The following is a 13,022-nucleotide window of genomic DNA, read 5'->3' on the forward strand; positions in this document are numbered from 1 at the left end:
CGACCGGTGGAGAGGGCCCCGGCCGTACGACGGTCTGCTAGCCGCGCGCCCACTCGGGCGGTGGCACCACGGCGAGCTGCGGTTCACCCGAGATCGGCTCGAGGGCGTGCACGACCCGGAGGTCTCCGTCGGCGGCGGCGTCCTCATCGGTCACGACTCGTCCGCTGCTCCCGTCGACACTGACCAGCAGCCACCGGTCGGGATAGATGCTGCCGTCGTCGACCAGTGCCCGCACCCCGAAGGTACGCGCCAGGCTGACGGCGAGATCCCGCTCGTTCCGCCCTGTGGCGTCGGCGAGTTCGGTGTCACCGGTGAGAATCCACCCGAATCCCTCATCCTCGTCGGGCGGGGTGAACATGGCCACCGGACGTGGATCGTCCGCCGTCCGGTCCTCGATCCGACCGACGTACACGGCGTCGGGGGCGATGCCGTAATCCTGCTGCAGGTGCCGGCGCAGTGCGTCCGCAGGCAACTCTTCCTCGAAGTGGATCTGGTACAGCACGTCTACCCCCGGTAGCTCTTGTGATGGCGGAACACGTCGAGTGCGCGCTCCTGCGCGGCCTGAGCGGCGCCTTCTGGTGCAAGAGCACCCGCAGCGGAGACAACGGCGGCGCCTGCGTCGAGGTCGCGACCAACATCCCCGACCTGGTCGCCGTACGCGATTTCAAGCATATTGACGGGCCGGCTCTTCACTTCGAGCATCGCGCCTGGCTCTGTTCACAGCCGCCATGAAGTCCGCCGGCCTCGCCGACAAGTAGGCGGCAGCGCGGGCTGCTGGTACCTGGCATCTGCGATGCTCCCAGCCATGGATGACTTGACGAGCCGTGTGCGGGCGTTCGCAGAGGAGCGGGACTGGCAGCAGTTCCACACACCCAAGAATCTGGCCATGGCGCTCGCCGGTGAGGTCGGTGAGTTGACCGCCGAGTTCCAGTGGCTCACGGCCGAGCAGTCGGCGATCGTCATGTCCGACCCGGACGCGGGTAGCCGGGTGAGAGCCGAGATCGGCGACGTGATGATCTATCTGACTCGACTCGCCGACGTGCTCGGCGTCGACCTGGTAGAGGCAGCTCAGATGAAGCTCGAGGATTCGGCCCGCCGCTATCCGGTTGAGCAGGCTCGCGGCTCGGCGGCAAAACGGTAGCCCAAGGCGATTCCATCATGGCGCTGAGTTGATCTCTTCGTTACAGTCCATGGCGTAGAAGCGCGTCACGACGGGCTTCCGGCGGCTGCCGGACATGCCCCCCATGCGCACGATCACTTCGTGCTGCCCGGGGGCAAGTGTTGTCAGCGTTCCGTACGTCCGCCGGTGGTCTGCTGCGCTTGGCTGGCGCCGGCATGCTCGAAGACCGAATCGTGGAGCAGATCGGTCGCAATGTGAGCCCGGCAGAACGCCGCTCATGGTCGCGGAGCCTTGAGGTGCTGGGGCAGGATCTCGCTGACGCCGGCCTGGGTCAGGTCGAGATGTTGGTGGAGTACCAGTTGCCGCTGACGAGCAAGCGGGTGGACGTCATTCTCGCTGGGGCGGACCCGAGGACCACCGACGACTCTTACGTCGTTGTGGAGTTGAAGCAATGGTCCTACGCCGAGTCTTACGAAGGCTCTGAAAACCTGGTGGCGGTGCAGCACGCTCGTGGCCCACGGCTTCACCCTGGCGTCCAAGTCGGACTCTATTGCGAGTACCTGACCGACTTCCTTGGCATCCTCGCCGGTCAACAAAACCCGGTCCGTGGGGTGGCGTACCTGCACAACGCGGTCGACCGAGACATCAGCGACCTGTTCGACCGTCAGGCGACCGAGCAGAGCCGGATTTTCACCAAGCAGCGGCGGGGTGAGTTTCTCGACTACCTACGCACCCACCTCGCACCGACGTCAGGGGCTGGCGCGGCAGACCGCTTCCTCTGCAGTTCCGTCCGGCCCAGTCGGCATCTGCTGCGGTACGCCGCGCAGGAGCTGAAGGACAGGTCGCACTTCACGCTGTTGGACGAGCAGCGTGTGGCGTACGAGCTGGTGCTGCACGCAGTGGAGCGGGCGCGCTCGGCGGACCGCAAGTCGGTCGTGGTCGTGTCCGGTGGGCCGGGCAGTGGGAAGAGCGTGATCGCACTGTCAGTGCTCGGTGAGTTGGCGCGCCAGAACCGCTCCGTCATGCATGCAACGGGCTCGCGGTCGTTCACCCAGACGTTGCGCCGGTACGCCGGCAAGGGATCGACCCGGCTGAAGAATCTCTTCGGTTACTTCAACAGCTTCATGTCCGCCGAACGCAACGGGCTGGACGTCCTGATCTGCGACGAGGCACACCGCATCCGGGGAAACTCCGTCAACCGGTTCACGCCGAAGGCTAAGCGGGAGAAGGCTCGTTCCCAGATCGACGAGCTTATCGCCGCGGCCCGGGTGCCGGTGTTCCTGCTCGACGAGCACCAGGTGGTGAAGCCGGGCGAGTTGGGAAATGTCGAGGTCATCTCGTCGTACGCGAGGCAGCTCAACCTTGATATCGAAGTCGTTTCGCTGCACAGCCAGTTCCGCTGCGGGGGCAGCGAGGCGTACGAGCGATGGGTCGTTGACCTGCTCGACCTCGACGGCGGCGAGCCGTCGGTTTGGGTCGGCGACGGAAGGGTCGACCTGCGTCTCGCCGATTCGCCGGAGGAAATGGAGGCCTTCCTCGCCAGCAAACAGGCACCGGGCGTCAGCGCCAGGATGTCCGCCGGGTACTGCTGGCCGTGGAGCGATCCGCGCCCGGACGACAGCTTGGTGCCGGATGTGCAGCTCGGCGGTTGGTCGCGACCCTGGAATGTCAAGAGCGACCGCAGCGTCGGAGACGCGCCAGGCAGCGCGTTCTGGGCCACCGACCCGAACGGTTTCGGCCAAGTGGGCTGCGTCTACACGGCACAGGGCTTCGAGTACGACTGGTCTGGCGTCATCATCGGGCCGGACCTGGTTGCTCGGGACGGCCAACTGGTGACGCGACGCGACGAGTCGAAGGATCCAGCATTCCGCAATCGCAAGTCGGTCAGCGACGCCGAGGCGGATCTGCTGATTCGAAACACTTACAAGGTGCTTTTGACCCGCGGGATGAAGGGCACGATCGTCTACTCCACGGATCCCGAGACGCGGGAGTACCTCGCCTCGATGGTCAAGGTGATCCGGCCGGTCGAGACGGTATACGAGACGCCCATCGGAGGTGTCCTCGGCTGACGACCGGTTGAGCTCGGCAGCCCGGCTCGTGCGAAGAGCGCTCGCCACCTGGTGCCAACTCGTCAAGGGACGTCTGGGCGAGCAGGTCAGCGTGACGGGTCCGGTGGCTTATGGTGAGAAACCGGGCGGTTCTCGAAGCCGGACGAGGCGGGTGTCCGGTCCGGGCCGCGGGTTTCACGCTGTTCGACCGGAGGGTGGACCGATGAAGGAGAACGCCCGCGACGTCGACGACTGCTGAGATGGACTGGGCCGGATGGGCGTTGTTCGGGTTGGTCGCCACCGCGGCGCTCACCGCGGCGATGATCACCGCTCAACTGGCCGGTCTCACGCGGCTCGACCTTCCCCTGGTGCTCGGTGCCTTCGTCACCGGGGATCCCGACCGGGCCCGGGTCGTCGGGTTCTTCCTCCACCTCTGCGCCGGGCAGGGTTTCGCCCTCGGCTACGCGGCCACGTTCGCGCTGTTGCACCGTGCGACCTGGTGGATCGGGGCGTTGTTCGGGATTGTGCACGTCGGGATCGCGTTGACGGTGATTCTGCCGCTGCTTCCTGGTGTCCACCCGCGCATGGCCTCGCAACGGGCGGGGCCGGCCAGCACGGCGGTGTTGGAGCCGCCCGGGCTGTTCGCCCTCAACTACGGCATCCAGACCCCGCTGGTCACGGTTGTCGTCCACGTCGTCTACGGGGTCTGCCTCGGGCTGCTCCTGCAGGCCAGGTGACCCGCTGCTCGCGAGCGCGGCTCGTCGAGGAGCGATCTCCATGACTGGCGGGCCACCGATCAGCGACTACGGTCTGTTGGGCGACACGCGTACCGCCGCCCTGGTCGCGAGTGACGGCGGGATGGACTGGCTCTGCGTGCCACGCTTCGACGGCGATCCCCTGTTCGGTCGACTGGTCGGGGGCCCGGACGCCGGAACGTTCCGGGTTGGCCCGGCGCGGCCGTCCACGGTCGTCGAACGGCGGTACCGGCAGCACACCGCCACTCTGGAGACCACCTGGGCGGTGGGCAGCGGCCGGCTCCGCCTCACTGAGGCGATGGTGGCCGAGGTCAGCGGTCGCCTGCTGCCCACGTCGCTGATCGTGCGACGGCTGTCGGCCGAGCAGGCGGCGGTCGACGCGGTGGTGGAGTTCGATCCCCGACTGGGCGCACGGCACCGCCGGCCCCGAGCGCAGCACCGGCGCCAAGGGCTCGTGTGTGAGTGGGGGGCGCTTGCGGTCGCGTTGGACAGCACGCCCACGTTCAGAATCGAACCGGGTCTGCCAACCTCGATCACGGTCAGGCCGGGCCGTCCGGTCACCCTCGTACTGGCGGTGGCCCACCGCGAACCGCTGATCCACGTCGAGCCGACGGCCGCCTGGGAACTGCTCGTCGAGGATGAAGCTCGTTGGCGGGCCTGGACCGCGGAGATCGACGAGCGGTTGCCGTTTCGGGAACACGTCGTACGAAGCCTGCTCACCTTGCGGCTGCTGACCTATTCGCCCTCGGGGGCGCCGGTGGCCGCACCCACCACGTCACTGCCCGAGGATCCCGGCGGGGGACGAAACTGGGACTACCGCTACGTCTGGCCGCGTGATGCCAGCATCGGCGTCAGCGCCTTCCTCAGCGTCGGCAAGACCGACGAGGCCCGCGGTTTCCTCGCGTGGCTGTTGCACGCCAGCCGACTGCAACGGCCACGCCTGCCGGCGCTGCTCACAGTGCACGGCAGACAAGTACCAGCGGAACGAGAACTGTCCGGTTGGCCCGGCTACCTCGACAGCCTTCCGGTGCGGATGGGCAACGGTGCCGCCGGTCAGCACCAGCTCGACGGCTACGGCTGGGTGATCGACGCCGCCTGGGCGTTCGCTCAGGCCGGACACCTCCTCCACGCCGAGACGTGGCGGGCGGTGCGCGGTTTCGCCGACGTGGTCGCCGACTGTTGGCAGGAGCCCGATGCCGGCATCTGGGAGGTACGGGAGCCCGCCCAACACGTCCATTCCAAGCTCATGGGCTGGCTCGCCCTGGACCGTGCCCTGGCCATCGCCGACACGCACCACCTGCCGGACCGTCAACGTCGACGCTGGCAGGAAGCCCGGGATGCCATCGCCGCCGAGGTCCGGACGCGCGGCTTCGACCCGACGGCGGGCAGCTACGTCCGCAGCTACGGCTCGCAGGATCTCGACGCAGCCCTGCTCGTCCTGCCGCTGCTGGGGATGGACCGGGCCGATTCGCCCCGGGTACGGGGCACCATCGACGCCATCCGGGACCGGCTGTCCGCCGGCGGTCCACTGCTCTACCGCTACCCGCCCGGACGTGACGGCCTCCCCGGCACCGAGGGCGCGTTCCTGCCCTGCTCGTTCTGGCTCGTCCAGGGCCTTGCCCGCATCGGGCGTCGCCGCGAGGCCGTCGAGCTGTTCCAGGCCATGGTCGACCACGCCAGCCCACTCGGCCTCTACGCCGAAGAGGTGGACCCTACGACGGGTGCCCACCTCGGCAACTACCCGCAGACGCTGACCCACGCCGCGCTCGTCCAAGCCGCACTCGCCATCCGAGACGCCCCCACCGGCGACGGGTGACCGTCCGGGCGGAAGGCACAGCCTGCGGGACAGTCGCACGAGTAAGGTTCCGATCATGACGATTCCCCACCTGACGGCTGCCGACGGCACGACTCTGCCGGCGATCGGGCTCGGCACCTACCAGCTCAACGGCTCGGCGGGTGTCGACGCGATCGGGCAGGCGATCCGGGCGGGTTACCGGTTGATCGACTCGGCGGTGAACTACGAGAACGAGGGCGCGGTCGGCCGGGCAGCTCGGGCGGCGGGTGACGTGCGGGACGAGCTGGTCGTCACCTCGAAGCTGCCGGGGCGGCACCACCGCTACGACGAGGCACTGACCACGATCGAGGAGAGTGTGTTCCGCACCGGCCTCGACCGGGTCGACCTGTATCTGATCCACTGGCCGAACCCCACTGTCGACCTGTACGTGCAGGCGTGGCGGGCGCTGATCGAGGCCCGCGAGCGTGGCCTGGTCCGGCACATCGGCCTCTCCAACTTCCTGCCCGAGCACATCGACCGCCTGGTGGCCGAGACCGGGGTCGCCCCGGTGGTCAACCAGATCGAGGTGCATCCGTACTTCCCGCAGCAGGAGGCGCTCGACCACCACCGGGAGCACGGGATCCTCGTGCAGGGGTGGAGCCCGCTCGGCCACGGCAACGACCTGCAGCAGCACCCCGTCATCGTGGAGATCGCAAACGCCCACGGTGTCAGCCCGGCGCAGACCATCCTCGCCTGGCACGTGGCCCGCCAGGTGATCCCGCTGCCCAAGGCCGCCTCCCCGCAGCGGCAGGCCGAGAACCTGGACGTCTTCGGCATCACGCTCACCGACGGTGAGGTCGAGGCCATCACCGCGCTGGGCCGCCCGGACGGGCGGCTCGCGGACCAGGACCCCGCGGTGTACGAGGAGTTCTGATCGCCCCAGGGTCATCCGCCAGTCGGTCAGATAGGTCAGCGGCGGTTCCACCCACCGACCACCGGCGGCAGCGCGCCCAGCAGCCGCTGGGGCACCCGACCCCGGACGTGGTACGGCGGGTGCTCGGGCGTGACCCGCTCGACTTCGACACCTACGTCGCCCGGGCGGCGGCAGCCGGCGCGTGGTCATGACTGCGGGCGGCGCTGGTCGGAGCTGCGGGCGGTGTGAGAGCGGCGTAACAGGTGATCTGCCCGCGTACCGAGAGCACCCCGACGTACCGTGAGATCGTGCCGACGAGAGACGTACTCACCAAGGCTGACCTCGCTGAACTTCGCCGCTCAGCGCTCGGGACGGCCAACCCGCTCGGTGTCGCCGCCGACCTCGCCGAGGCGGCCGAGCAGGGCCGGCTGGAGGATCCGGACGACGCCGGGGACGCCCTGACCCTGGCTGCCGAGATCGCCGAGATCCGGGCCAGGCCCGATGCCGCCCTGCGGTACGCGGAGCAGGCTCTGGCGGCGTACCCGTCCGGGGACGATCCCCGGGCCGGCGTCGCCCGGGCGCTGCGGGCCCGGGCGCTGTTCCGGGCCGGCGGTCGGGACGACGAGGCGGTGGCGGAGCTGACCGCGCTGCGCCCGTTGCTGCTCACGCAGCCCGACGCACCCGCCTACGTGAGTGCGGCGCTGGACGCGGGTGGTCGCTCGGCGACCGTCGAGACGTGGCTGAGCGAGGCGGTCGACAGCCTGCTCAGCGAGCGCGCGACCGCGGCGTCCGGGCCGGCCAGCACCGCGATCGACCCGGTGGTGGATCTCGGTCCGCCGGACGCTCCCGGTGTCGTCTTCTTCCTGCTGCAACAGCGGCACCGGGTACGCCGGAATCTCAACCTGCCGCACGACCGGCAGGACGACCTGGCGGACCGGTTGGAGACCCAGCTCGTGCGCCGGGCCGGGGAGCGCAGGGACGCCGAGTCGGACCTGCTCTTCTGGCCTCGGGCGGAGTTCGACCGGCTGCTCGCCGAGCACGCCGCGCTGAGCGAGGTGTACGGGCCGGACTGGGACGCGCACCGGGGCCGGCTGGAGAAGGAACTGGTCCGGCTGAGGAGTGCCGGTCAGGCCGGGTTGGGCGTGTTCCGCGCCACAGTGGACGGGCTGAACGCGTTCGCCGGTCGACGTGACGGCGACCCGGCCGACGCGGCGGTCCGGGCAGGGTACGCGGCCGAGGTGCAGGCGCGACCCAGCGCTCGGATCGCCTGGCCGCCGGAGCGCAACGACGCCTGCTGGTGCGGCTCGGGTCTCAAGTACAAGAAGGACTGTCTGCCGCGCTCCCGGTAGCCGAGGGGGCATCGGCGCGGTCCCGACTGCGACATAATCCCGTCCGTGGCGAAGGGAAGACGGCGAGCGATCCTTGGTGGAGCGGCGCTGCTGGTGGTGGCGCTGGTCGGCGTCGGTCTCTGGCAGTACGTCGACCGCCCGGACGACCCGACCCACGACAGCGCCGTGGCCGACGCCGCGGAGAAGGTCGACCGGGTGCTGTTCGGCTTCGAGTACGACCACCTCTACCAGGCCGACAAGTACGTGCACTCCGCCAGCCAGCACCCCGACGTCGCGGTCCTCTCGGTCACCGGCGAGACGCACTGGGAGACCGGCGTGACGTTGGTGCTGCGGGTGATGGGCCACGGGGTGGAGATCGGCGCGGACGGCTCGGTGATCGACGAACGTGACGAGCCGATCTGCTTTCGGCTTCAGTTCGGCCCGGACGACGACGACCGCGACGACGACATCGAGTGCCCGGCCGATGATCCTCTCCAGGTCAGGCAGGACCCCTCTCTCGACGGGGTCGACGACCGCCTGAAGAGCGCCCTGAAGGCCGTCGACCCGGACGAATCCGCCGTCCGCGCGGCGATCGCCAACCTGAAGCTGGACCCGGCCATCGCGTTGGAGGTGGCCGCGAAGGACGGCATGGTCGGCGTGGCTCTGCGGGCCGCGCAGTACGACTGCATCCTCGCCCGCGTCACCGAGGAGGGCGCCGAGCTCTGGCGGCCGGCGCACATCCAGTTGGCTCCCGGCGAGCTGCCCTGCGCCTCGTGGGTGGCCCTGAGCAGCAATTTCGGTAAAGGCCTGCGCTGATCACCTCGCGACGGGGCCGGGTGGACGCCGTCGGCAATCTTGGGGCTGACGCGTCCCTTCGGTACCGTTAGCGTCCTTTCCTGGACGATCGACGTCCGGCCCGTGTCAGGAGGAGACGCCGATGTTCGAGGAGTTCATGGGCATCCCCGCCCACCCGCTGGTGCTGCACGCCGCTGTGGTGTTCGTGCCGCTGCTGGCCCTGCTGACGGTCGGCTACGCGCTCGTTCCGCCGATCCGGCCGCACACCCGTTGGGTGCTGGGGCTGCTCGCCGTGGGCGCGCCGCTCGCCGCCCTGCTGGCGAAGCTGTCCGGTGATGCCTTCTTCGAGCGCATGCGCGCTGCCAACCGGGTCACCCCCGAGTTCCTTCCGACCCTGGAGACGCATCAGGAGTTCGGCGACATCACGCTCTGGGCGACCATCGGGCTGGCGATCGTGGCGCTGGCCCTGGTCCGTTTCGTGCCGCCGAGAGCCGTTGAGGCGACCGCGACCGACGACAAGCGGTCCAGTCGGTTGCTGACTCCGGCGTTGCAGGTGTTGTCGCTGCTGGCCGCCGCCGTCACCGTGTACTACGTGATCCGCACCGGCGACTCCGGCGCGAAGGCGGTCTGGGAGGGCCAGTGAGCTGTCCCGAGGTGGGTGCCGGATCGACACGGAGCTGCAAGCGGTGGTGCGGCCCGGCCGGAGCCGGGCCGCACCAGTGCGCGGACCGTCAGCCGGCGTTGTACGCCCGGATGATGGTCTGGTCGATGCCGCTACCGCCGTTGGCGGCGGCCTTCACCCGCAGCGAGACGGGCTGTCCGGTGGCGGCCGTCGGCAGCGCGACCCGGTAGCTGTCGCCGGTGCCGGTGACCCGGGCCGACGTCCAGGTGGCACCGTCGTCCGTCGAGGTCCAGACCTGGAACGACGTCACCTTCTGCGCCTTGATTCCCCGCATCTGCCGGACGGTCAGCTCGGCCGTTCCGCCGGTGGCGTGGTTGAGGGTGTCCATCGGCAGCGCGTAGTCCACCGCCAGCAGGGGCAGCGGCACACTGCCGGTGCCGTCCGGCCCGGCGGACCGGAACGTCCACGACGTGTTGACCCTGGTGGAGATCGGCAGGATCAGGCTCGTGTCGACGTCGAGGGTCAGCCGGTAGTCGGCCATCTGCTGCGCAACGGTGACGTCGGCGAGCGGGCGGTCCCGCTCGTCGACGAGCTTGCCGTTGCGGTACACCGACAGCTTGCGGTTCACCCCGATCGAGCCGCCCTGGAGGCAGTCGGCCCGCTGGTGCTGGTCCGTCAGCGACACCAGGTCGATGTGCAGGTTGCCCCGGGTACGCGACGGCGCGGTGGCGCAGCTGGACTCGGCCCCGGCCGGGTCGTCGTACCAGCCTGAGTGCAGGGGCTGCCGCGCCCAGACCTTGGTCTGCCGACTGCCCGGCTGGTAGGTGCGCGGCGCCTCCTGCGCCGACAGGCCACCGTAGACACCTTCGTCGGCCCACAGGTAGCCGGGTGAGAGGTAGTCGGTGCGGTACGGGGGCAGGTTGCCCTCGTGGGTCTGCGTCACCGGCACCCCGTCGGGCGTGAAGCCGCTGCGGATCAGTTGGGTGACCATCCCCTCCGAGTCCATCTGGTGGAAGCGCTCCTCGATGCGGGCGAGCTTCGCCTGTTCGGATTTGCTCACCCGGAAGGCGGGGTCACCCGGTACTCCGCCCGCGTACTCGTGCACCAGGTTGTAGCGGTACGGCTTGGCGGTGCCGGCCGGCGAATCGAGGTTGACGGCCGCCCAGGTGCGCCGGGACCCGACACCGGGTTTCGGCAGCGCGGTGGTGCGGACCGTCGTCTGGGCCCCGTACCCGCTGATCTGGTGCCACCAGGACAGCCCGTTCGGGGCGGTCTGGACGTTGGTGAGGTCGGTCCGGGTGGGTGTGGTGCGCACCCCGTCGACAGTCGCCGTCACCGGTCTGGCCCGCGCCGGGTCGAGCGTCACGGTTCGGGCACCACGCACATCCAGGTCCGCCTCGGCGGCGAGCGTCGTCTCCAGCACGTCACTGTCGACGTAGTAGGCGACGGATGAGCCGAGGATCGCGTACCGGCCGGCCGGCACCCGCAGCGTGAAGGTGTCTCCCGGAGTACCGCCAGCGCCGCTGTAGTAGACCACCGGGTCGGTGAGGTTGGTGACCAGCAGGTTGATCCAGCTCTCCGCGCCCTCCTTGAGGCCGGGCAGTGGCTTCGTCCGGATCGTCAGGTCATAGCTGGGCTGCTCGACGTAGAAGCTCACCGGCGTGGTCGAGACCAGCTTGTGCCCGGCGGTGCGGGCGGTGACGGTGGCCAGGTAGAAGCCCGGTCGGGCGGCCAGCGCCGCGCGGTTGATCCGCACTGTCGCGCCGGCGGTCGCGCCGCGCTTGAGCGTCACCCGACTCGCCGAGAGCGACGCGGCGCCGCGCGGCACCGACTGGCCGTCGTGGTTGACCACCGTGACGTCCAGGTCGAGGACGGCCGCCGACTCACCGGTCCAGCTCAGCTTCGCCTCGCTGGTCCCGGACTGCGGGTACGCGAAGGTGCCGAGGTTGACCACCGGCTGGTCGCTGGTCGGGCCGCCGAGGGCCCGGGCCGCGTTGAGCCGGCCGGCACCGACGGCGTACGCGTCGACGCCGCTCAGCGGGTCGGCGGCACCGACGAGCGCGGCCTTGAGCTGTGCGCCGGTCCAGTCCGGGTGCCGCTGGGCGAGCAGCGCGGCGGCACCTGCCACGTGTGGGCTGGCCATCGAGGTGCCGCTGATGGCCTCGTAGTACCTGTCGATCGGGTCCTGGAGGTTGGTGCCGGCGGCCCGCGCGGCGACGATGTCGACGCCGGGTGCGACCAGCTCAGGCTTGGCCACGTTGCTGGTGACCAGCGGCCCACGGCTGGAGAAGTCGGCGAGCTTGTCGTTCCGGTCGACCGCGCCGACGGTCAGCGCGCTGGCAGCCGAGCCCGGCGAGGAGATGGCCCCGCCGCTGTTGCCGGCGGCGATGACGAAGAGCGCGCCGGTGGACCTGCTCAGGCCGTCGACGGCCAGCGAGAGCGGGTCGTTGCCGTCGTCCGGGTCGCTGCCGCCGAGGCTCATGTTGATGACGTCGGCCCGGGTGGCGGCCCACTCCATGCCGGCGATGATCCCGGAGTCCGCACCGGAACCGTGGTCGTCGAGGACCTTGCCGATCACCAGCTTGGCGTCGGGTGCCACACCGCGACGCTGACCGTTGGCGGCCGCTCCGGTGCCGGCGATGGTCGACGCGACATGCGTACCGTGGCCGTTGTGGTCGACGGCGTCACCGCCATCGGCGGTGAAGTCGGCCCGGTCGGCGACCCGGCCGACCAGGTCCGGGTGGGTGAAGTCGGCACCGGTGTCGAGCACCGCGACGGTGGTCCCCCGGCCGGTGTAGCCGGCCTTCCAGGCGTCGGGCGCGGCGATCTGGCCGAGGTTGCGGTCCAGGTCGGCGCGCTGTCCGCCGCCGGTCAGCGCGGTGGCGCGGACCTTGCGGTCCAGCCAGACCTTCTTCGCGCCGGCGAGCAGCGAGTCGGTCGCCAGCTTCGCGGTGGCCGGGCTCTTCTTGGGTACGTGACCGGCGACCGCGCCGATGCTGGGCAGCGACAGCACGTCACCGAGTGCGGCCACCCGGGCGGACGCGGTGGCGGGCTGCACGATGACCGGCAGCTCCGTGGTGTTCTCGTCGTCGTACCCGTCGGCGATCAGCGCGGTGACGTCGAACAGGTCGGGGTCGAGGACCGGACCGATCTGGGACGCGACGCGGGCGGGTACGACGTGCAGGTGACCGTCGGGGCCGCAGGTCTGCTGGATGACCGCGTTCTCGTCGGCCGGCCGCACCGTGGCCTTGGGGCATCCCGATCCGGTGCTCCGTACGGTCACCACGTCCCCGGTCAGCAGGGTGACGGTGTGCGTCTTCCCGTCGACCGAGGTCCTGGGCGTGTCGGTCGTGCCGATGCCGCCTGGCCCGGCCGTGGCAGAGCCGCCCGGTAGGGCGGTCAGTGTCGTGGCCGTGACGGCGATGGCCAACAGCCACCGCGTTTTCCTGAGCATGGTGCTCCTCGTCTAATGTGGACGAAGCCGTCTCTTCGGGCGACTTCCCGCAAGATCATATGCACGGGAGTGTCTCTTCCGAGGCCCCGGAACGAGGAGTTTTCTGGCCCGCGCGAGGGATGCCTCTCCGTCCGAGGGGATCGACGGGACGCCAGCGCCGTCCTAGCATGGCGACGAATGGATCTTCGAGATTGGCCCCTGCCGACCCCCGGC

At 69.9% G+C, this 13,022-nt stretch carries 11 protein-coding genes; 9 read left to right on the forward strand and 2 right to left on the reverse strand.

Translation table 11 applies throughout. The features are described from left to right. Positions 1-37 precede the first annotated feature (37 nt). Positions 38-502 carry a hypothetical protein gene (locus HNR22_RS06795; protein ID WP_343059709.1) on the reverse strand — a complete coding sequence of 155 codons (465 nt, stop codon included), beginning with the start codon at positions 500-502 and terminating at the stop codon, positions 38-40. A gap of 23 nt (positions 503-525) precedes the next feature. Here HNR22_RS06795 and HNR22_RS06800 point away from each other — a divergent pair, with 23 nt between their 5' ends. From HNR22_RS06800 to HNR22_RS06840, 9 genes are all read left to right on the forward strand, one after another. Further along, a complete protein-coding gene (locus tag HNR22_RS06800) occupies positions 526-732 on the forward strand; it encodes a DUF397 domain-containing protein (RefSeq protein WP_179779599.1) in 207 nt (68 codons plus the stop codon). A 73-nt stretch (positions 733-805) separates the two neighbouring features. Then, on the forward strand, positions 806-1,141 hold the full coding sequence (locus tag HNR22_RS06805; RefSeq protein WP_179779600.1) for a nucleotide pyrophosphohydrolase: 336 nt from the start codon (positions 806-808) through the stop codon (positions 1,139-1,141). A 212-nt stretch (positions 1,142-1,353) separates the two neighbouring features. Beyond that, a complete protein-coding gene (locus HNR22_RS06810; protein WP_343059710.1) occupies positions 1,354-3,189 on the forward strand; it encodes a DNA/RNA helicase domain-containing protein in 1,836 nt (611 codons plus the stop codon). Positions 3,190-3,428: 239 nt separating this feature from the next. Beyond that, positions 3,429-3,905 carry a hypothetical protein gene (locus HNR22_RS06815; protein WP_179779602.1) on the forward strand — a complete coding sequence of 159 codons (477 nt, stop codon included), beginning with the start codon at positions 3,429-3,431 and terminating at the stop codon, positions 3,903-3,905. A 40-nt stretch (positions 3,906-3,945) separates the two neighbouring features. Continuing rightward, the gene (locus HNR22_RS06820) at positions 3,946-5,739 is read left to right on the forward strand and encodes a glycoside hydrolase family 15 protein (protein WP_179779603.1); all 1,794 of its coding nucleotides are present in this window, start codon (positions 3,946-3,948) and stop codon (positions 5,737-5,739) included. Between the two features lie 55 nt (positions 5,740-5,794). After that, a complete protein-coding gene (locus HNR22_RS06825; RefSeq protein WP_179779604.1) occupies positions 5,795-6,631 on the forward strand; it encodes an aldo/keto reductase in 837 nt (278 codons plus the stop codon). Positions 6,632-6,918: 287 nt separating this feature from the next. Then, positions 6,919-7,959 carry an SEC-C metal-binding domain-containing protein gene (locus HNR22_RS31805; RefSeq protein ID WP_179779605.1) on the forward strand — a complete coding sequence of 347 codons (1,041 nt, stop codon included), beginning with the start codon at positions 6,919-6,921 and terminating at the stop codon, positions 7,957-7,959. A 45-nt stretch (positions 7,960-8,004) separates the two neighbouring features. Next, the gene (locus HNR22_RS06835; protein ID WP_179779606.1) at positions 8,005-8,754 is read left to right on the forward strand and encodes a hypothetical protein; all 750 of its coding nucleotides are present in this window, start codon (positions 8,005-8,007) and stop codon (positions 8,752-8,754) included. A 121-nt stretch (positions 8,755-8,875) separates the two neighbouring features. Then, positions 8,876-9,376, forward strand: a complete 501-nt coding sequence (locus HNR22_RS06840; protein ID WP_179779607.1) for a DUF2231 domain-containing protein — start codon at positions 8,876-8,878, stop codon at positions 9,374-9,376. 88 nt (positions 9,377-9,464) lie between these two features. Here the strand turns inward: HNR22_RS06840 and HNR22_RS06845 are convergent, their stop codons facing one another. Beyond that, positions 9,465-12,809, reverse strand: a complete 3,345-nt coding sequence (locus tag HNR22_RS06845) for a S8 family peptidase (RefSeq protein ID WP_179779608.1) — start codon at positions 12,807-12,809, stop codon at positions 9,465-9,467. Positions 12,810-13,022 lie beyond the last annotated feature (213 nt).

Source organism: Micromonospora jinlongensis (assembly GCF_013410645.1).
GTDB classification, from domain to species: Bacteria; Actinomycetota; Actinomycetes; order Mycobacteriales; family Micromonosporaceae; genus Micromonospora; species Micromonospora zamorensis.